Annotated in this window: 19 protein-coding genes and 1 pseudogene; 6 read left to right on the forward strand and 14 right to left on the reverse strand. The window is 57.7% G+C overall.

Annotated features, from left to right (window positions below; all coding sequences use genetic code 11):
* Window positions 1-244: 244 nt before the first annotated feature.
* Entirely contained in the window at window positions 245-415 is a 171-nt protein-coding gene (locus MUBE_RS16400) for a hypothetical protein (protein WP_165849657.1), read from the reverse strand.
* Here MUBE_RS16400 and MUBE_RS20490 point away from each other — a divergent pair.
* Window positions 395-568: a DUF222 domain-containing protein gene (locus MUBE_RS20490; protein ID WP_165849658.1), complete on the forward strand. Its 174-nt coding sequence runs from the start codon at window positions 395-397 to the stop codon at window positions 566-568. The genes MUBE_RS16400 and MUBE_RS20490 overlap by 21 nt on opposite strands.
* A gap of 303 nt (window positions 569-871) precedes the next feature.
* Here MUBE_RS20490 and MUBE_RS12275 read toward each other — a convergent pair whose 3' ends face one another.
* The 8 genes and pseudogenes from MUBE_RS12275 to MUBE_RS12310 form a co-directional block, all read right to left on the reverse strand.
* A complete protein-coding gene (locus tag MUBE_RS12275; RefSeq protein WP_116540750.1) occupies window positions 872-1,516 on the reverse strand; it encodes a TrmH family RNA methyltransferase in 645 nt (214 codons plus the stop codon).
* Window positions 1,513-2,382, reverse strand: coding sequence for a hypothetical protein (locus MUBE_RS12280; protein WP_116540811.1), 870 nt, complete (start codon window positions 2,380-2,382; stop codon window positions 1,513-1,515). Before MUBE_RS12280 ends, MUBE_RS12275 begins: the two co-directional genes overlap by 4 nt.
* 43 nt (window positions 2,383-2,425) lie before the next feature.
* Window positions 2,426-2,965 (reverse strand): orotate phosphoribosyltransferase, encoded by a 540-nt coding sequence (pyrE, locus tag MUBE_RS12285; protein ID WP_116540751.1) that lies wholly within the window; start codon window positions 2,963-2,965, stop codon window positions 2,426-2,428.
* A pseudogene (locus MUBE_RS12290) lies at window positions 2,952-3,732 on the reverse strand (SDR family NAD(P)-dependent oxidoreductase). Before MUBE_RS12290 ends, pyrE begins: the two are co-directional and overlap by 14 nt.
* 84 nt (window positions 3,733-3,816) lie before the next feature.
* The gene (ttfA, locus tag MUBE_RS12295; protein ID WP_116540752.1) at window positions 3,817-4,677 is read right to left on the reverse strand and encodes a trehalose monomycolate transport factor TtfA; all 861 of its coding nucleotides are present in this window, start codon (window positions 4,675-4,677) and stop codon (window positions 3,817-3,819) included.
* A gap of 67 nt (window positions 4,678-4,744) precedes the next feature.
* Window positions 4,745-7,291: an ATP-dependent chaperone ClpB gene (gene clpB / locus MUBE_RS12300; protein WP_116540812.1), complete on the reverse strand. Its 2,547-nt coding sequence runs from the start codon at window positions 7,289-7,291 to the stop codon at window positions 4,745-4,747.
* A gap of 195 nt (window positions 7,292-7,486) precedes the next feature.
* Window positions 7,487-7,699 carry a hypothetical protein gene (locus MUBE_RS12305; RefSeq protein WP_116540753.1) on the reverse strand — a complete coding sequence of 71 codons (213 nt, stop codon included), beginning with the start codon at window positions 7,697-7,699 and terminating at the stop codon, window positions 7,487-7,489.
* A gap of 102 nt (window positions 7,700-7,801) precedes the next feature.
* Window positions 7,802-8,035: a PE family protein gene (locus MUBE_RS12310; protein WP_243633038.1), complete on the reverse strand. Its 234-nt coding sequence runs from the start codon at window positions 8,033-8,035 to the stop codon at window positions 7,802-7,804.
* A gap of 594 nt (window positions 8,036-8,629) precedes the next feature.
* Here MUBE_RS12310 and MUBE_RS12320 point away from each other — a divergent pair.
* Window positions 8,630-10,096 carry a DUF4185 domain-containing protein gene (locus MUBE_RS12320; RefSeq protein ID WP_243633048.1) on the forward strand — a complete coding sequence of 489 codons (1,467 nt, stop codon included), beginning with the start codon at window positions 8,630-8,632 and terminating at the stop codon, window positions 10,094-10,096.
* 130 nt (window positions 10,097-10,226) lie between these two features.
* Window positions 10,227-11,408 carry an FAD-binding oxidoreductase gene (locus tag MUBE_RS12325; RefSeq protein WP_116540756.1) on the forward strand — a complete coding sequence of 394 codons (1,182 nt, stop codon included), beginning with the start codon at window positions 10,227-10,229 and terminating at the stop codon, window positions 11,406-11,408.
* 114 nt (window positions 11,409-11,522) lie between these two features.
* Here the strand turns inward: MUBE_RS12325 and MUBE_RS12330 are convergent, their stop codons facing one another.
* Genes MUBE_RS12330 through dnaK form a run of 4 tightly spaced genes read right to left on the reverse strand, consistent with a single transcriptional unit; the run spans window position 11,523 to window position 15,684 of the window.
* Window positions 11,523-11,918, reverse strand: a complete 396-nt coding sequence (locus MUBE_RS12330) for a heat shock protein transcriptional repressor HspR (RefSeq protein WP_116540757.1) — start codon at window positions 11,916-11,918, stop codon at window positions 11,523-11,525.
* On the reverse strand, window positions 11,918-13,093 hold the full coding sequence (dnaJ, locus tag MUBE_RS12335; RefSeq protein WP_116540758.1) for a molecular chaperone DnaJ: 1,176 nt from the start codon (window positions 13,091-13,093) through the stop codon (window positions 11,918-11,920). The genes MUBE_RS12330 and dnaJ overlap by 1 nt, the downstream gene beginning before the upstream one ends.
* A 51-nt stretch (window positions 13,094-13,144) precedes the next feature.
* Window positions 13,145-13,825, reverse strand: a complete 681-nt coding sequence (gene grpE, locus MUBE_RS12340) for a nucleotide exchange factor GrpE (RefSeq protein ID WP_116540759.1) — start codon at window positions 13,823-13,825, stop codon at window positions 13,145-13,147.
* Window positions 13,822-15,684 carry a molecular chaperone DnaK gene (gene dnaK, locus MUBE_RS12345; RefSeq protein WP_116540760.1) on the reverse strand — a complete coding sequence of 621 codons (1,863 nt, stop codon included), beginning with the start codon at window positions 15,682-15,684 and terminating at the stop codon, window positions 13,822-13,824. The genes grpE and dnaK overlap by 4 nt, the downstream gene beginning before the upstream one ends.
* Before the next feature lie 1,410 nt (window positions 15,685-17,094).
* Between dnaK and MUBE_RS12350 the strand changes: the two genes are divergently transcribed.
* Window positions 17,095-17,292 carry a hypothetical protein gene (locus tag MUBE_RS12350; RefSeq protein ID WP_116540761.1) on the forward strand — a complete coding sequence of 66 codons (198 nt, stop codon included), beginning with the start codon at window positions 17,095-17,097 and terminating at the stop codon, window positions 17,290-17,292.
* On the opposite strand, the gene MUBE_RS16020 is transcribed toward MUBE_RS12350, so the two are convergent.
* Window positions 17,284-17,439: a hypothetical protein gene (locus tag MUBE_RS16020; protein WP_165849848.1), complete on the reverse strand. Its 156-nt coding sequence runs from the start codon at window positions 17,437-17,439 to the stop codon at window positions 17,284-17,286. The genes MUBE_RS12350 and MUBE_RS16020 overlap by 9 nt on opposite strands.
* 669 nt (window positions 17,440-18,108) lie before the next feature.
* On the opposite strand from MUBE_RS16020, the gene MUBE_RS18345 reads away from it, so the two are divergent.
* Together MUBE_RS18345 and MUBE_RS18350 are read left to right on the forward strand one after the other, a co-directional pair.
* Entirely contained in the window at window positions 18,109-18,438 is a 330-nt protein-coding gene (locus MUBE_RS18345) for a hypothetical protein (RefSeq protein WP_243633039.1), read from the forward strand.
* Window positions 18,439-18,512: 74 nt separating this feature from the next.
* The gene (locus tag MUBE_RS18350; RefSeq protein ID WP_243633049.1) at window positions 18,513-18,671 is read left to right on the forward strand and encodes a molybdopterin cofactor-binding domain-containing protein; all 159 of its coding nucleotides are present in this window, start codon (window positions 18,513-18,515) and stop codon (window positions 18,669-18,671) included.
* Window positions 18,672-19,730 lie beyond the last annotated feature (1,059 nt).

Raw genomic sequence — 19,730 nt, forward strand, 5'->3', positions numbered from 1 at the left:
GGCTTGACATCGTCATTGAGAATCCCTCCGTCCCCCAATGGTTGGAGAGTCAGAACACCTCCGATCACTCAAAAATGCAGCAACTCTAAATGTCGGTGTCTTCCGATAGTTTGGTGTTGTGAGTTGAGTTCATTGTGGTGTCGTGGATAGGAAGGTGATCACGGCTGCGTTGGATACGTTGGATACCACGGTACGGGGTAGCGTGGCGGCAGGTTCTTGCATGCGATTGCCGAGTGGACGCGGATCAGCCGTACCGAAGTCTCCCCAACGCATCCGTGATGCCACCGATCTTGGTGAACGGCACGTGATTCACCAGCAAACCATTACCGCCACAGTTAGCGGCCACCACAGCAGCCCAGCGTGCCGAACGACTCGGTGCCGACCAGATCTCGCGGTGATCCACCGGTTCTGCCACCAACTACCCGGCTGGATCGATGCGGCCATCCGTGAACGCGCCAAGGCTGATCCGGCCAAGCAAGACACCCAATACCGGTCCGAACACCTGGCCGGGTTAGCCGATCGTCTCGCCGACTGCCTCAACCCCGACAGGCATCTACACCGACCATGAATCGGGCCCGCCGACGCAGACTAGCCCTAAGCAAAAAGCCGACGGCATGTCGGCGCTACACACCTAGCTGACCCCTGAGGCCCGCACCATACTGAAGGACATGTTAGCCAAACTGGCCGCTCCCGGGATATGTAACCCCACCGATAACACCGCCAAACAAATACCCCCACCACAACCACACAAACACAGACAAAGGCACCCTAAAAACTTCTACACGACAAAAACCACGGTGCAATCCACTACTTTGATATTGTGCATGCTATATCAAGTTGAAAGATGGCCTCATAGTTGTCCTGACGTTAGCTACCAGGCGCGGGACATGTCTGCGTGCTGCCTGATCCAGGCATGCATTGCGATCCCAGCGGCAACACCAGCATTGATGCTGCGGGTCGAACCGAACTGAGCTATCGACACGGTCATCGCCGCGCCAGCCCGGGCGTCGTCGGTAATGCCGGGACCTTCCTGACCGAACACAAATAGACACTGCCGCGGCAACGTGGCCTGTTCCAGGCGCTCCGCCCCCGTAACGTTGTCTACCGCTACCACGGCCAAGCTGGCGTCCACCGCGAAGTCCAGCAACTCAGCTGTGCTGTCGTGATGACACAACCGCTGATAGCGGTCCGTCACCATGGCGCCTCGCCGGTTCCAGCGCCGACGCCCAACAATGTGCACGGTGTCAACGGCGAACGCGTTGGCAGTACGCACCACGGAGCCGATATTAGCATCATGACCGAAATTCTCGATCGCCACATGCAAAGGGTGACGGCGCCGATTGATATCGATAAGAATCGCTTCCCGGGTCCAGTAACGGTAAGCGTCGACAACATTGCGAGTATCACCGTCCCGCAACAAGGCCCGGTCATACCGCAGGTCATCCGGGAGGTCACCGATCCAAGGGCCAACGCCGCCGGTAGATGTCCCCCATTCAGTAGGCCCTAGCTCACTCACCGGACAATCCACACCCCGGCGTGCGTCCCAGCAAGCGCCACCGTCGCGTACAGCAACGCCTGGTTAATCTCGCCCTGAGTGCACAGTGACGCGTTGACGTGCACCGCATCCAACGAGGTGTCGGGCAAGATCAGAACCGATGAGCCGTACGTCGCGCAAGCCGGATGCAGTCCCCGGCCGGGTAGCGTCGGCGAAGCGAGCAGCATCATCGGGCCGCCACGGGAGACGGAATCGTCGCAATACCGGGCCGCAACAGCGTCGGCCGCAAGCCCCAGTAGCATATAGCCGTCGCCGGTGAATGCCCCTGGGTCGCCGAGTTGTGCCGTCGTAATCGGGGCGCCGTCAGCACGCCAGGCCGACAGGCTGGCAGTCTTGACGACCAGGCCGGTGTCGTTCGGGTTTGTCGGCAACAACCCCACCGGAAATGCCGCCGGATAAGCCGCCACAGTATTGGGAATCCGGTCACGCGGCGAGTAACTGTACACTCCGCGAACCGCATTGTGATCCTGCAGCGGGCCCAGACAGACCGTGCCGGTGAGCCGGTTGGCAGGCGCCGCCAACGGCGAGGCAACATCAGGCACGCCAGCCATCCTGCTCTCGCAGCTGCCCAATCCGGCGGACTCCATCGGGTGAGCAAGCGCACCATATAGGCCGAACCGGATGTCCTCGGGTCTGGCGTGCGGAGCATGTGGATCTGTCGAGGTCGCATCGACGTCGATCAGCATATAGTCGCCGCCCCACCGCAGATTCGACACCGCCACGTTCCAGCCCAACAATCCCAGCGATTCGCCGATACGCGCGACCTGAGCACCATACGGACAACCGACATGATTCGGGCTCGAGCAGCCTGCCAGACAGCCGATCATGACAATTATCGCAAGGAAAGCACGCACCGTTATCCCGCTAGGACTATTCCAACCCCAGATCAGCAAGGCCTAGTACGCTGCGGTATAGTAATCCTTGCGCTTTGATGGCCTCAGCGGCGCCGGCAGCGCGGTCTACCACGGCGGCCACGCCGACTACGTCGCCACCCGCGTCGCGCACTGCGCGAACCGCTGTCAGCGCCGAGGTACCGGTCGTACTCGTGTCCTCCACCACCAACACGCGCCGCCCAGATACCTCAGATCCCTCGATGAGACATTGGACGCCATGGGTTTTCGCGGATTTTCGAACCACGAACGCGTCGACCGAACGCCCGGGTGAGTGCATCACGGCGGTTGCGACCGGATCGGCCCCCAGGGTCAGGCCGCCAACCACCGTGTAGTCCCAATCTTCGGTAAGTTCACGCATCAACCGGCCGATCAGCGCAGAGGTCCGGTGGTGCAAAGTGGCGCGGCGCAAGTCAACGTAGTAGTCGGCCTGTTTGCCCGACGACAGCGTGACGCGCCCGTGCACGACCGACAGTCGACGGACCAGATCAGCCAACTCTTTTCGGTCAAGTTCGGCCACGGCCGCCTCCCACTCGTTCGCTTACGACACGCAGCAAACTCCGCGGAATCATTCGCTCCACGGTGACAAGCGCCTTGTATTGTACAGCCTGGAATGCTGATCACCTTGCCGCTCGCGATATCGGCCAGACTCTGGCTAACCACGTTGTCGACCTCGAGCCACATGAACGACGGCAGCTTGGCCATGTCGATCCCAGCCCGGGCGTGGAATTCAGTGTGTACAAACCCTGGGCAGACGGCACGTACACCCCACCGGTACCCTTCAACCCGCCGGCCAGGACTTCGTTGAAGGCGATCACCCAGGCCTTAGACGCCGAATAGGTCGACCCCCGTCCGGTCAACAGCCCGGCAACGCTGGCGATCTTGACAACGGTGCCGCTGCTAGCGTGGAGCATAGCTGGCAGAGCCGCACGAGTCAGCTGCATCACCGCGGTCACATTGACGTCGAGCTGGGCCTGCAGCAAGAACAGATCCGCCGTCCAAGAACAGATCCGCCGTCCAAAATTCGCCGGACGTGCCAAAGTCGGCGTTGTTCACCAAGACCCGAACACCTGCGCGGAGCCGGTCGGCGACTTTGTCGCAGTCGGCAAGATCGGAGAGATCCGCGGGCAAAATCTCGGTACAGCCCGCTTCGTTCTGTAGCTCGTCCGCCAATTGCGTCAACCGGTCGACATCGCGCGCAACCAGAATCACATCGTAACCATCCCGCGCGTAGCCGACACCAATCCCAGACGTTGATCCAGTGATTAAAGCGGCGGGACGGAGCATGAGCGACAGTGTACTAAGCGGGGCCTAATCTTTTTCGTGCCATACTCGTCTTTTTCGTGCCATACTCGGCGAGCTAATCGCTAATCAGCATTGGTAGTTCGTGGCCTGATGGCCGTTACGCCCCACTGGCGGTGGGCGTCGGACAGCTCCCCAGCTACCCTCATCGCGGCGCATAGGCTCCGTGGGGCGACCGGCCTGAACATCCGAGCCCAGGAACCCGGCAACATCCGTTTCGACGCCCCTATCCAAGGGCAACTCTGCCCGGCCAGCCGGCGCCAACGGACGACCCGGTTCTACGTTGCGGGACGACGTTCCCGCGTCCTGAGGGGTCTCTGCAGGCAGCGGCGGCAATACTCGCAGCAGGTCGTTGAATTGGCGCACGGTGCGCAGACCCTCGTCCCACTGGGCGCGAGTGCTGCCAATCGGCATACTGACCAGCGTCCAGTTTTGCTCGTTCCACATCACCTCGGCGCAGTCAGGTGCGGTGTGCGCGAAGGTGACCATGCGCCGGTCACAAGCCCGCCGAGCCGCATCCAGATTGGTGGAGTACACCATCCGCGGCCCGATCGCACCCAGCAACCAGATGTCGCTCTCTCGCGGCTCCTTGAGCCCCTTGAGCCGCAGGTCGACCACGACATTAGTGCCCACCTTGCGGTGCAGTGCGATCACCGTCGCGACTTCCTCGAGATCGAAGATATACACTGCCTCACCGCGGATCTGACCCAACACGACATTGTACGCAGGTACATCGCCCACTGTCGACATCACGCCGCGCTTCCACCGCTGCAGGATCTCGGTAGATTCGCGTTCGTAGTCGAATCCGTGCGATCGAGCCCACGATTTCCGGCGTCTGCTGCGTCCACGGCGTCGATCAATATCGACATAAAGCAACACAATCGCGCCAACGAAGCATAGCGCGGAGAGCGTGAACCAAAGCGGGACCATCCCAGATAGCGTATCTGCTATAAGCCCAGAACCAAGAATGCGACCAGATCACAACCCTATTACAGGGCTAGCCCAGGACAAGCGAGTCACCGCCCGGACTCACATTGACCGGAACCACATCTCCGTTATGCACCTCGCCGGCCAGAAGCATTTTGGCCAACTGATCGCCGATCGCCTGCTGCACCAATCGGCGCAATGGCCGAGCTCCGTATGATAGGTTGAATCCGCGTTGTGCCAACCAGCGCTTAGCCGGCAATGAAACTTCTAATTGTAGCCGTCGCTGCGCGAGCCGCTCGCCGAGCTGCTCAAGCTGAATGTTGACGATCCGAACCAGTTCTTCGGGGTTGAGCCCGTCGAAAATCAATACGTCGTCGAGGCGGTTGATGAACTCCGGCTTGAATGCCGAGCGCACCGCCGCCATCACCTGCTCCCTGGTGCCACCCGATCCGAGGTTGGAGGTCAGGATGAGGATGGTGTTGCGGAAATCGACCGTACGACCCTGTCCGTCAGTCAAACGACCCTCGTCAAGCACTTGCAGCAGCACGTCGAAGACATCCGGGTGCGCCTTTTCGACCTCGTCGAACAGTACCACCGTGTAGGGTCGCCGGCGCACCGCCTCGGTCAGCTGACCGCCCTGGTCGTAGCCGATATAGCCGGGAGGCGCACCCACCAGACGGGCCACCGAGTGCTTCTCACCGTACTCGCTCATGTCAATGCGGACCATCGCGCGCTCGTCGTCGAACAGGAAGTCAGCCAGCGCTTTGGCCAGCTCGGTCTTGCCGACGCCGGTGGGACCGAGGAACAAGAATGATCCAGTCGGCCGGTTAGGGTCGGCTACCCCGGCCCGAGAGCGCCGCACCGCATCGGACACAGCCTGCACAGGCTTTTTCTGTCCAACCACACGGCGGCTTAGCTCGTCCTCCATCCGCAGCAGCTTGGCGGTCTCGCCCTCTAACAGCCGGCCGGCCGGGATGCCGGTCCACGCTGACACCACGTCAGCGATATCGTCGGGACCGACTTCTTCCTTGAGCATCACGCCTTCACGGGTCTGGGCCGTCGGCACCGCCGCATCCAACTTCTTTTCCACTACGGGGATGCGCCCGTACCGCAGCTCAGCGGCCTTGGCCAAGTCACCGTCACGCTCGGCGCGCTCGGACTCCCCACGCAACGTCTCTAACTGTTCCTTGAGTTCGCGGACGATGTCGATCGCGTTCTTCTCGTTCTGCCACTTCGCGGTTAGCTCGGTGAGCCGTTCTTTCTGGTCGGCCAATTCCGCGCGCAACTTCTCCAAGCGTTCCTTGGATGCCTCGTCTTCTTCATTCGCAAGCGCCATCTCTTCGATCTCGAGGCGGCGCACCAACCGCTCGACCTCGTCGATCTCGACGGGCCGCGAGTCGATCTCCATGCGTAACCGGCTAGCCGCCTCGTCGACCAGGTCGATGGCCTTGTCCGGCAGGAACCTAGCGGTAATGTAGCGGTTGGAGAGCGTAGCCGCAGCCACCAGCGCAGAGTCGGTGATGCGCACACCGTGGTGTACCTCATAGCGGTCCTTGAGACCACGCAGGATGCCGACAGTGTCTTCCACCGACGGTTCACCAACGAAGACCTGCTGAAAGCGCCGCTCTAGTGCGGCATCCTTCTCGATGTATTTGCGGTATTCATCGAGCGTGGTGGCACCGACCAAGCGTAGTTCGCCGCGGGCCAGCATCGGCTTGATCATGTTGCCAGCATCCATCGCAGACTCACCGGTCGCACCGGCCCCGACGATGGTGTGCAATTCGTCGATAAACGTAATGATCTGGCCGGCGGAGTTTTTGATGTCATCAAGCACGGCCTTGAGTCGTTCCTCGAACTCGCCGCGATACTTGGCACCGGCCACCATCGATCCGAGATCGAGCGCCACCACAGTCTTGTCACGCAAGCTCTCTGGCACATCGCCGGCAACAATGCGTTGAGCCAGACCCTCCACGATCGCGGTCTTGCCGACACCGGGCTCACCGATGAGAACCGGATTGTTCTTGGTGCGACGGGACAGCACCTGCACGACACGACGAATTTCGTTGTCGCGACCGATAACTGGGTCAAGTTTGCCATCGCTGGCCCGGGCGGTCAGGTCGGTGGAGTACTTCTCCAGCGCTTGATAGAAATGCTCGGGATCGGGGCTAGTGACTCGGGCACTGCCACGTACCTTGACAAACGCCTCCCGCAGCGCCTGCGACGAAGCGCCGTGCCCAGTCAACAGCTTTGCTACGTCGGAGTCACCGGTGGCTAGCCCTACCATCAAGTGCTCAGTAGACACATACTCGTCATCCATCTCGGTAGCGAGCTGCTGAGCAGTGATAATAGCAGCTAACGACTCGCGCGACAACTGCGGCTGCGAACTGGAACCACTGGCCTGGGGTAACCAGTCCAACAGCCGCTGCACCTCATTGCGAATGGTGGCGGGCTCCACACCAACGGCCTCCAACAGAGGTGCGGCGATTCCGTCGCTCTGCGTGAGCAGCGTCAACAGCAAATGCGCGGGCCTGATCTCGGGATTACCTGCAGACGACGCTATCTGCAGTGCCGAAGTCAAAGCCTCCTGCGTCTTGGTGGTCGGGTTGAAAGAGTCCACGACGATCTCCATTCGGGGTACGTCTAAAAATAAAAATGCTTGTCGAGTTGTTTAACGCCGCTAACATTGAGTCTATTCCACTCAATTTTATCTTGACAGTGAGGCATCCAGACAATCGCAACCGGTCCAACTCCACACTGTGACACCAACAACCGACATCGCGACTAAATCCAGCCCAGTACCAAGCGCGCGTGCTTAGATCTCGTTAGCGCCCCTGATATCGAAGAGCCGCCCACTATTACCGCCGGGCGGGATACGGTTACCACCGTTACCAATCAACTCAGCGTTGCCGACCAGCATTCCAGTCTTGCCAACGGCACCTCCGATATCGTCGATCCCGCTGTCGCCACCACTGCCGAAAAGATGCGCATTGCCGCCTACCGCGCCCGGTGTTGCTGGTATCGCCATTGTCGATCAAAACTCCACCATCACCGCCGTTGGCGCCGGTCACGTCACCCCGTTGACACCGTCGCCGATCAGCGATTGCCCCAACAGCGTCTGGGTCGGCGGTTAATCAAACCTAACATGTCCCGCTCCAACGTCTGCAACGGCAATGCATTGGCCACCTCGGCGCAAGCATAGATATTTGCACGCGGAGGGGAATGCTTGCACGAACTGCTGATGAAACGCTGCCGCTTGCACACTCAACTCTTGATAACCCTGAGCATACGTGCCGAACAACGCCGCAATCGCTGACGACACCTCGTCAGCACCTACAGCCAGCATCCCTGTGGTCGGAACCACTGCGGCCAGGTTGGTTGCACTGATGGTTGGATCAAGTACTTGTTAAGTCCGCCGCAGCCACAGCGACCATTTCCGGCGTAACAATCACAAACGACATAGTCCTACCCCTCAAGTTGATGATTAATTTGGCGTCTTACAACACAGTAGGACCACCCGACAGTTGCGGATATGTATCGCGCAATACTCTTGTATGCCAAGGTTTTCACGACCTTAGTGCCGGATTACCCGCTTCACCGTCAACTACCGCCTTGGCGTGTCAATGCACTGACGTTCGGAAACGGTCTGATCTCCCTGACCGGTTGATTGCTGAGGCAAAAGCACGGTCACCTCGGCCTGCACAGCAGCGACGCCCACCGTGGTGAATTCCAAGGCGCTATCTCAAGATACAGCAAAACCCGCTGAATCGGATTTGCCACCGTGGACCAAATGTCGGAGTGAGCATATTGGGTCGCGACACGGTCACGGATACATACCCATCAGAACATCATTGATCACAATCGCCACACAGGACACTATCGTCACATGACGCCGATCATGGGCGTCAGTAGGGCGTCCCCCTAGGAAAGGTGCACTATAGTGGGGTTTTCTCGGGTCATTACAATAAGCTTTGTATTGACGGCTGCTGCCGGACTCATAACTGCGTTGAGTTTCCCGCCACCAGCTAACGCCATGCCTTGTAGCGCGCCAGAAGCCAACGTGCCGCCACCGGCGACACCCCCAGCGATGTCCACACCGGCGCTGGTCATCCAACCACCGACTGGACGCCGGCCATCTAACACCAACGACCATGCGCCGCTACCCAAATTGGGGCCACTTATTGCATCTTTGCTAAAGCCGGCTACGCCAAATACTCGTTACGGCGAACTGCAACACCCTCAAGCAGAGGTAATGCCCCCCGAACCCAACCCTGTTCTCCCTGGACAACCCCAGAACGCTAGTCAGCTTGTTCCTAACGCACCCTCAGTCCAGCCGTCGGCACCGCCGCCCAAGTCGGGACCACCACCTCCTGTTTCCATCTCGAAGGCATCGACGTCGCTCGTCGAATGGGTGACCGGACCCAACAGTCCAAACAAAACACTTCAACGCTTCGGTATCTCCGGAACCGACCTCGGGATCCCTTGGGAAAATGGTGATCCAGTCCGACCTCAGGTCCTCATGGCATTTGGCGACAGCTTTGGCTATTGCACCGTCAAAGGACAACAACGGCGGTACAACATTTTGTTCCGCAGTTCAGACCATGATCTATCGCACGGAATCCGTGTTGCCGACGGCGTGCCTAACGACAAGTACTCGGGCTCACCGGTGTGGACAACTGGCCTCGCTAAGCAGGTCGTAAACACCATCCACCGGGCGCCGCACGAGGCGGGAATCATCCCAACAGCCGCCATCTCCATCGGAAAAACTCAATACATGAACTATATGTCCATCAAGAACTGGGGACGCGACGGCGAATGGACGACTAATTACTCAGCTATCGCTCGGTCAATCGACAACGGACAAAACTGGGGGATCTACCCCGAAACCATCCGCTCGTCATCACCGGACGCCATCCCCGGGACTAACTTCGTTCCGGGTAACCAAAACTTCCAGATGGGGGCATTCATGCGGGGTAACGACGGTTACCTCTACTCGTTCGGCACCCCGTCCGGACGCGGCGGTGCAGCGTATCTATCCCGAGTCCAACCGAACTTTGTGCCGGACCTCGCCAAGTACGAGTACTGGAACGGCGACGGGGGCGGGCACTGGGTCCCCAACGACCCAGCGGCCGCTACGCCGGTGCTCCCCGGTCCGGTAGGCGAAATGTCAGCCCAATACAACAACTACCTCAAGCAATATCTCGTGCTTTACAGCAACGGTAGCAGCAATGACGTTGTGGCGCGAACAGCGCCAGCTCCGCAAGGACCATGGAGTCCAGAGCAGCCACTGGTGTCGTCGTTCCAGATACCTGGTGGCATCTATGCGCCGATGATCCATCCCTGGTCGTCGGGTCGAGACCTGTACTTCAATCTATCGCTGTGGTCAGCTTACGACGTCGTGTTGATGCACACCGTGCTACCCTAGCTAGTGCGCAAATCCGCTGTAGATCATCCTGTGGAGCTACCATCCTTGTGCTGATCAAACTAGTGTTGCTGGACAAAAGGATTCGTGCCCTGTAGCTCACCTTCCTGTGGCGGGCTTAGAATCGAGTTTCGTGAGCTTAGACAACCGGGATGCGTTGCGCGTGTTGCGCGATATCCTCGCGCGGGAGAACCAGGACCCGACAAACGAAGCTAACGTAATCGTGCGGCAGTTCTATGCTTACTGGTTCGCCCTCGACAACTCGGTACGCGACCTATTCCCACCGGAAATGGACTGCCAGCGAGCGTCTTTCACCCATGCACTGCACTGGGTGTACAGCGAGCTGGTCGCTCAGCACGCGGAAGAGCCCGTGGCCTTTCTTGCCCAGCTTGGTCGCGATCACCGCAAGTACGGTGTACTAACAAGCCATTATGAGACATTGCGTCGAGCTCTGCATACCACATTGCGCACTCATCTGGGTGAGGCATGGACTGATGCCGTCTGCGACGCGGTCAGTCAGTCACTCAACCTAATCACCGGGGTAATGAGCGGAGCGGCTGAAGCCGACGAAGGACCAGCCTGGTGGGATGCAACGGTCATTGAACACATTCGAGTGTCACGGGATCTCGCAGTCGTTCAGCTGCAATTAGACCAGCCAATGCACTATTACACCGGCCAGTATGTCAACGTCCAAATTCCGCAATGCCCACACCGTTGGCGATACCTCAGCCCCGCCATTCCTGCTACCTTAGACGGCGCGATCGAATTCCATGTCCGTGCGGTCCCCGGCGGCTTGGTCAGCACCGCCATCGTCAGCGAAACTACGCCTGGAGACCGGTGGCGGTTGTCCAGTCCGCACGGTGCAATGCAGATCAATCGCGACGACGGGGACGTGCTGATGGTGGCCGGTAGTACCGGTATAGCACCGCTACGGGCACTGATCGTGGATATCAGCCGCTTAGCGATGAACCCACGGGTCCACCTGTTCGTCGGCGCACGCTACCGCTGCGAGCTTTACGACCTGCGCACGCTATGGCAGATCGCAGCACACTGTCCTTGGCTAGCAGTCTCACCAGTATCGGAGTACAGCCAAGACCCATACTGGGCCGCAGACTACCCCGACGTCTCAACGCCGCGTGGCCTACATGTACACCAAACCGGCCGGCTTCCTGACGTGGTCACCCAGTACGGAAGCTGGAGCGACCGGCAGATCCTGATCTGCGGTGGACCGGCCATGGTGCGCGCAACCAAGGCTGCTCTTATCGCTAAAGGCACTCCGCCGGAACGTATTCAACACGATCCTTTGTCGCGCTAGCTGGATCGACCATCTAAGCCTTGCACCTACCAGATGCGGCCCGCGGCGAGTAAATCATCGAGACACGACTACTTCGACATCTGACCCTCGATCAGTCAGGCCTGCCCACCTAACCTAGCGCGACTTTCGCGGCTGCCAGAGGACCAGCGCCGTGCTCTTGGGCACCACCGCGAGATCGCCGCGCTGGTTGGCGCGCAATACCATCAACTCATCGGTCAATTCCTGCAGCTTCAACTGCAGTGCCTCAATCTGATTGGTCAGCTCGATAATGCGCTTGATGCCGGCGAGGTTAACTCCCTCGTCCTGCGAGAGTCGCTGCACCTGGCGCAGCAGGTCAACATCATGCTGTGAATAACGGCGCCCACCACCGGAAGTCCGGCTCGGGCTGACCAGCCCGAGTCGATCATAGGTGCGTAAAGTCTGTGCATGCATGCCGGCCAGCTCAGCGGCCACCGAGATCAAGAACGTCCGGGACTCTTGTTTCCTATGGGCTCTAGGGTTTCTAGCCATCACCGATTACCGGTCCATCCCGCCCGTGGGTTGAAACCACTTGACCGTTCGGCAGCCGCATAAGTCTCCAGCGCCTGTTGTGCGGTACCTTCCAAGTTCGGTGGAACTGCCACCTTGACGGTGACAAGCAAGTCTCCATAGCCGCCACTACGTTTGGGCACACCGCGCCCTCGCACTCGCAGGATGCGGCCATCCGCAGTGCCTTTTGGCACCCGGACGCTGACAGTCCCGTCCAGCGTAGGCACTGAGAGTGTTGAGCCCAAAGCTAATTCGGTGAAGCTAACCGGAATGGTCACGATGAGATCATCGCCGTCTCGATCAAAGGTCTTGTCTGGACGCACATGCACCGTCACATACAGATCACCTGACGGGGCACCGCGCAACCCAGCCTCACCCTGCCCTGCCAATCGAATCCGTTGTCCGTCTTCGACACCGGGCGGTATCCGCATATTAATGGTGCGAGTGCGGGTAGTGACACCGGTGCCTTTACACTCATCGCAAGGGTGCTCGATGATCGACCCGCTGCCCCGACATTCAGTGCAAGGCTCAGAGAAACCGAAGGCGCCCTGATTGCGGTTGATCACGCCGGAGCCGGTGCAACTAGAGCACACTTTCGGAGTGGTTCCCGGCCGCGCCCCGCTTCCATGGCAGTTAGTGCACGGCGCTGGACTGGTCAGCCGCAGCGGCATAGCTAAACCTTTGGCTGCCTCAACAAAATCCAAGTCCGTCTCGGTCTCCAGGTCGTTGCCGCGTCGCGGCCGACTAGGACGGGTGCTAGCGCCACGTCCGAATAATCCGCCGAACAGGTCACCGATGTTGGTGCCACCGGTTCGACTGGCAGCATCGAATAAATCGTTGAGATTGAACTCAGCTCCATCTCCACCCATTCCAAAGCTGCCGAAGCTACCGTCGAACCGACGGCCACCTAACCCACCGTTGGCAAACAATCGACGAGTTTCATCGTACTCTTTGCGCTTGCCCGGATCCGACAACACATTGTGCGCCTCAGACACCGCCTTAAACCGTTCACCAGCGGCGGGGTTGTCGGGATTCGCGTCCGGATGCAAGTCACGTGCCAACTTCCGATAGGCGCGTTTGATCTCTTCAGAACTGGCGTCAGAGGAGACGCCTAGTTCCTTATAGAAATCTTTTTCAACCCATTCACGCTGGGCCATATTGCGTCACCCCCCTCTCACCGTCCTCTGTGTGTTGTACAGATTCTTCTGCTAGTTGCCTTGATTCTGGGCCTTATTCACCTGTGGTATCGCGTTACCGTCCGGGTCGACTTGCCCGGCGTCATCCGTAACGACCGTCTCGGAACCGTCACTTGCGACTGTGTCAACCACCCCGACCAGGGCGTGCCGCAGCACTTGCTCGCCCAGTTTGTAGCCGTTCCGCAGGACGTCACCGATCACTGGCTTAGAACCTTCTCCACCATCGCCCTCGTGCTGCACGGCTTCGTGTAGCCCCGGATCGAAATCTTCGCCCTCGGCACCAAAAGCCACCAAACCGAGCCCGGTCAACGCGCTCATCAGCTTGTCGGCGACTGACTTCAGCGGACCCGAATCCAGGTCGCCGTGCTTGCGTGCCCAATCGAGATCGTCGAGCACTCCCAGCAATTGGCTAATAACAGTGGCTTTAGCCCTATCCGCAGCCGCCTGCTGGTCGCGCAACGCTCGTTTACGGTAGTTGGCAAAGTCGGCCTGCACCCGCTGTAGATCGCTCGTCAGCTCAGCAACTTTGTCGACAGTTGTGTCAGTAGTGTCGACGCTCTGGTCCGTCAGACCAGCTGGCTCACTTCCTCCCGGCATGTCGCCGAGAGGGATGTCCCGTACTTCGCCGGTCTCGGGGTCGATCCGCCGTTTATCGGTGACCGTCACCTGTTCGTGTGGATTGCTTTCGGTCATTTGGACTCCCGTTCGTCGTCGACCACCTCCGCGTCCACCACATCGTCAGCAGAGTTCGACCCACCGGGTGCGGAAGCCTTACCGCCAGTCGCCGACGCAGCCTGAGTAGCCTCATAGATCGCCTGCCCCAGCGCCTGGGACTCCTGTCCCAGTTTCTCCATCGCCGACTTGATCGCGGAGACATCGGTACTGCCGAGCGCGGTCTTGGCTTTTATCACAGCGGCATCCACTTTGTTGAGAGTGTCTTCAGGCACCTTCGAACCACCTTCGGCTTCTCGCTGTTCTTTGACGAATTTCTCCGTCTGGTACACCAACGTCTCGGCCTGGTTGCGGACGTCGGCTTCCTCACGACGCTTGCGGTCCTCCTCGGCGTGTGCCTCAGCATCCTTGACCATCCGGTCGATCTCCTCCTTGGACAGACCGGAGCCTTCCTGAATTTTGATCGTGTTCTCCTTGCCTGTGCCCTTATCCTTGGCTGTGACGTGCACGATGCCATTGGCGTCGATGTCGAAAGTAACCTCAATCTGTGGGATACCGCGCGGAGCTGGTGGAATACCAGTCAGCTCAAAGGAGCCGAGCAGCTTGTTGTGCGAGGCTATTTCGCGCTCACCCTGGTAAACCTGAATTTGCACCGACGGCTGGTTGTCGTCGGCGGTGGTGAAGGTCTCTGAGCGCTTGGTGGGGATCGTGGTGTTGCGCTCGATAAGCTTGGTCATCACACCGCCTTTAGTCTCTATACCCAAGCTCAACGGTGTAACATCAAGCAGAAGAACATCTTTCACTTCACCCTTGAGGACGCCGGCCTGCAATGCAGCGCCGACGGCGACGACCTCGTCGGGGTTGACGCCCTTATTGGGCTCCTTGCCACCGGTAAGTTCCTTGACCAGATCAGTTACTGCGGGCATCCGGGTCGAGCCGCCCACCAGCACGACGTGATCGATCTCGGAGACCGAAATACCGGCGTCCTTGATTACCGATTGAAACGGCTGCCGGGTACGGTCCAGCAGATCCTGTGTGATGCGCTGAAATTCGGCACGATTCAGCTGTTCATCGAGGAACAGCGGGTTCTTGTCCGCATCGACGGTGATGTAGGGCAGATTAACCAAGGTGCTCTGGCTCGAACTGAGCTCGATCTTGGCCTTCTCGGCAGCCTCACGCAGCCGCTGCATGGCCATCTTGTCCTTGGTCAGATCAATACCGCTGGTACCTTTGAACTTATCGACGAGCCAGTTGACGATGCGGTCGTCCCAGTCGTCGCCACCGAGGTGGTTGTCACCGCTAGTAGCACGCACTTCGACCACACCTTCGCCAATTTCGAGCAACGAGACGTCGAAGGTACCGCCCCCCAGGTCGAACACCAGGATAGTTTGTTCCTTCTCTCCCTTGTCCAACCCGTAGGCCAGCGCTGCGGCGGTCGGTTCGTTGACGATCCGCAGGACGTTTAAGCCGGCAATCTGGCCGGCTTCTTTGGTAGCCTGGCGCTGGGCGTCGTTGAAGTAGGCGGGTGTGGTGATGACCGCATCTGTGATGTCCTCACCGAGGTAAGCTTCGGCGTCACGTTTCAGCTTCATCAGAACACGGGCACTGATCTCCTGGGCGGTGTATTTCTTGCCGTCGATCTCGATGGACCAGTCACTGCCCATATACCGCTTGACCGAACGGATGGTGCGGTCGACGTTGGTAACCGCCTGGTTTTTGGCGGGCTGGCCGACGAGCACCTCACCGTTACGCGCGAACGCGACAATTGACGGAGTGGTCCGCGACCCCTCGGAGTTGGCAACGACGACGGGGTCGCCACCCTCCAGAACGGAGACAACGGAGTTAGTGGTCCCGAGGTCGATGCCGACTGCACGAGCCATGGTGATTCCTCCTGAGTAGTAGAGCTTTTATCATGCACTATGCTGAGTGAATCATGCTCAAGTTTGTTCCTGCAACCGCGATGCTGTCAACTCAGAGTTGAGTCTGGCTCACTTAGATTGTTACCCGAGAGTCAACGCCCCTGATTCGCGATCTTGCTCCTAGCCGGTTGAGATGAGATTCGCACAAGTACCTTCGAGCTGTCGAAAGCTTTCGTCCCCTAGCTACCCAGTGCCCGATGGTGGATTCGCAACATCATCCGTGTTCGACCTCATGGGCGAATTTTCGGTAAGACTTCGCCGGCAGTACGACCGTACTATGCACGGCCTCTTCATATGGCGAAGTCATACCGTCGTTCGATGACGTGCTTGGACATGTTCGGTCACACTCCGGCCACCTACCTTCAACCGTTGTGGCGAGGGCTCTGACTTCATCCCACTAGCAGGTCTCGCAGTTAGGCTCAGCCCTCCGTCGTGACGTTCTTCGCGACGTCAGCGATCGCATCTGGCAGTTATGTTGCCATATCGCGATCTCGGGCAACAGGTCGCCCGGGATCGACTCCATGTGTTCTTCATGAACTGTTCGACATGTTTCTAGAGTGACGTCGCCGAATCTGTTGTGATCAGCAATGGACATCGCGACACAATTAAAGACTGGATACGATTTCGCACGGGCACGGCAACATGTTTGCAACGTCCTAGATTAACGTGAAGTTACGTTCTCACCATCGAAGAGGACAAAGTAGTTCTTTGCGTGCCAGTCCGGGATGTCCAGAAGGTACTGGACCATTAATGCATTTCGTGAACCGGCTGATGTCGTGTCGGGAATCGATTCAAGACAACAGTCGGCTGACGTCGACAGCCGAAGGTCCTCCGCTGGAGGTGGACTTACTTCTGCGGCCACACTGACAACACTTAGCATATGTCTTCCTGATGAATTCGAACAAACGATCGATGTAACTCTGTTAGAAAAATTTAATTCTGTTCTCGTGGTGATGATTTCAACCTGCTCGAAGGAATAGAAGCAGAATTTCCCGTTGAGAGCCTAAGCCGAATATCGTCCAATGTCCGGCTTGACCTGGTCACTCTCGTCAAACGTCCTATCGGCAAACTTGGCAGAATCGACGCAACACACGATTTTGTGCGGCACGCCCACCTAAAATTATTTAACAGCGCTGCCAGTCATTCTCCGTGATGGCACCGTGATGTCCAAGCCGTCATGAGCTGGTGAGAAGTACTACGATGTCGTTTGTGGTCGCAAGTCCGGAGATGATGGCAACAACAGCTGTGAATCTAGCGAATATTAGTTATAGACAACCAACGCGACTAACGCCACCGCGGCACTGTTCAATGAGCACGCCTAAGTATAGCAGAAGCTCGGTGTCCAGGCGACAACAATTCATAACTAGTTTTGTGCAGGCGTTGAACGCTGGTGCGCACACGCATGTGAGCGCAAAAGCCGCCAACGTGTACCCTTTGCAGACCATCAAACAGGATCTGCTTGGCGTGATCAATACATCCACCAAGCTGCTGCTGAATCACTCACTGATTAGCTCTGGCGCCTGCGGCGGAACCGTCAACATCATTGGAACCCAATGGACATCACGCTGATTTGTTCTGCGTCCAGTCTATGTAGCGTCCGCTGGCAAGGTCGTCACAGTTGATCATCTCGACGTCAAGCCAGCCGCTCAGATGCGCTGCTGCACCCTGATCACCGGATGCCCGTGCCAGCACCTGGGGCCAGTGACGACACGCCATGACAACAGAATGTACCGGTCGATCACGAAAGTACGCTCGTAACATGCAACACCGCGTAGTCAGTCTGCACTCAATCGTCCTGTTGCAGAGCCATACACACCAAGAAGATCAGCCTCTCATGCCACTGGGGTAGACGAATGGCAGTGACACCCAGTGAGGCAAGAACATCGGCAGCCCCTAAAACGACACGACGTCGGCACAGCCACTACGGCATCCAACCGACTGTCGACTAGCACTTTGGGCTTACTATACCAAGGTTCTGCACTCAAGAAGAGTAGAATGCCAAAGCTGCGTAGCGGTAAAGCTATCGACGTTGACAACAGCACTCTGCCGGTAATGACCTTGGGCTTTTAACTGTGTGACAACGGGATAGAACGTGATGACTCACGCTGTATAGCGTATCCGATATACCGGCAACCGCATTCAGCGAGTGGAAGACACCAGGCTGCTGACCGGCCATAGTAGCTTCGTCAACGACGTCAAGCGGCCGGTTATGTTGCATGCCTGCTTTGTGCGTAATCCCTTCGCTCCTAATCCGAATCAACAGCATCGACGCGTCGGCGACGCTAGCACTACCCGGTGTACATACATTCTTCACTGCTACCGATTTTAGCCAATACGTCAAATGCTTTGGCGAGCAAGGATGTCTTCGACATCTAGCGGCAATTATTGACCAAGGTCGAAGTGAATTTCGTCGGTGAACCGGTTGCGCTGATTGTCACTAAAAGCTGTTATCTCGCCGAAGACGCGCTAGAACTGGTAGACGTTGACTACGAGACACTGCCGGCAGTAATCGACTTCACCCGCATACAGTTCTGCGGTGTGCTGGCTCATGACAACTATCCCAACAAATGTGACGAACGGGATGATTGGAGCACCACTAGACGAGTATATTTTTTCGACGTCGGCATACCTTGTCATTGCAAACATCTACTAGCAGATCTATGCGACTGTTCCGATCGAGACCCGCGGCCTGGTGGTCAAGTGGCCAGCAGCTAGCGAAAAAAATCACCCTCTGAGCGTACGCACAGACGACGCATGACTTTCTGACGTTCTTCGCACGGATTTTATACATTGCAGCACAAAAAGTTCAGGTCATCATTCGCGACACCGGAGGTAGCTTTAACCAAAAGATCATCTCCATACGCGAAGACATGTGCATTATGCTAGCCGCACGCAAGGTGCCGGTGGCGTTAAAGTGGATTGAGATCCGTCGCAAGAACCGCATATAGGCCAGGCAGACCCACCACGTCAATGACACGGCCAGGATGGAGTTCAATGATACCTACAACATTCGGGCGGATGATATTGACTTCGTTCAAGACATCGGGACGTATCCGACGTCTTACCCGGTGTTGACCTGCGAGACTATCGGCATATTGTTCTCGGTACCCTGTCGCGTCCCCAGGCCAGCTTCGGCTACCAGACGGTCCTTTCCAACACCAGCGGACTAGCCTCCTACCGCGGTCTACGGAGACACGAAAAGCTATTGTGCGAAATACTTATTCAGATCTCTACGTTCAAGATGAACATCAAACCGATCCAGTTACGACGGAGCAACTTGCTGCGCTGCGACGAAATACCTTACACTAATGACAATGTCATGTCTTATGATCATGTGGCTCCGATGTGGTTCCGATTGATAATTTCGAGCAAGCTGTGGAAACCCTTTACCAAGAAAAACTTCGCAAACAGCAACGCGATGCTTTCGAACATGACTGATACCTAAGACTAGGGTTCTCGACGTACACCGAGTCGACCGGGGCTGCGATCGGTTATCTGGCCACAGAAAACGCAACTATCCTGGTGAAGTTGACGGGGAAGATTAACATCTACGTCAACATCAGTTGAACATAAAAAATTGTAAATCAAGGTTGTTTAGCCAAAATCCAATGAGCTGGACACCAGTATCAGTGACACTACTACCCTTCAGAGCGACACCGTGGCCACACCTTATGGCATCGAGACACAGGACAGCCACAGCGGTCCGATGATTGTCGGAACCGTTAAGAACAGCAGATACCATCTGCGGGAAAAGATCCTGAGACTGGCCGTACACCACCTCAAGATAGTTGAATCCGAAGTAGAACTTTATTATTCGAGCACATCCGTGCGGAGTCACCTATCAAAGGCAGTAACCTTCAGCTTACTAGCCTATCAAGTGACCTAACCAGTACAGGCAGCTGACACTGGTAATATCCCCTGCACTGTCGGTAGCCACCCGTTACACCGCAAAAACTCTCACTCTTTGGGCCAATGCCACACACGTTTGCCACCTGAGAAATCGATTT

The sequence above is a fragment of the Mycobacterium uberis genome (assembly GCF_003408705.1).
Classification (GTDB): Bacteria; Actinomycetota; Actinomycetes; order Mycobacteriales; family Mycobacteriaceae; genus Mycobacterium; species Mycobacterium uberis.

Excerpts from the sequence above, each read along its gene's own strand:
- ttfA (WP_116540752.1), bottom strand. The coding sequence starts at position 4,677 with ATGGTCCCGCTTTGGTTCACGCTCTCCGCGCTATGCTTCGTTGGCGCG.
- MUBE_RS12330 (WP_116540757.1), bottom strand. The coding sequence starts at position 11,918 with ATGGCTAGAAACCCTAGAGCCCATAGGAAACAAGAGTCCCGGACGTTC.
- MUBE_RS16020 (WP_165849848.1), bottom strand. The coding sequence starts at position 17,439 with ATGGCGTGTCGTCACTGGCCCCAGGTGCTGGCACGGGCATCCGGTGAT.
- MUBE_RS12305 (WP_116540753.1), bottom strand. The coding sequence starts at position 7,699 with ATGGCGATACCAGCAACACCGGGCGCGGTAGGCGGCAATGCGCATCTT.
- dnaK (WP_116540760.1), bottom strand. The coding sequence starts at position 15,684 with ATGGCTCGTGCAGTCGGCATCGACCTCGGGACCACTAACTCCGTTGTC.
- grpE (WP_116540759.1), bottom strand. The coding sequence starts at position 13,825 with ATGACCGAAAGCAATCCACACGAACAGGTGACGGTCACCGATAAACGG.
- dnaJ (WP_116540758.1), bottom strand. The coding sequence starts at position 13,093 with ATGGCCCAGCGTGAATGGGTTGAAAAAGATTTCTATAAGGAACTAGGC.
- MUBE_RS12280 (WP_116540811.1), bottom strand. The coding sequence starts at position 2,382 with ATGATCGGCTGTCTGGCAGGCTGCTCGAGCCCGAATCATGTCGGTTGT.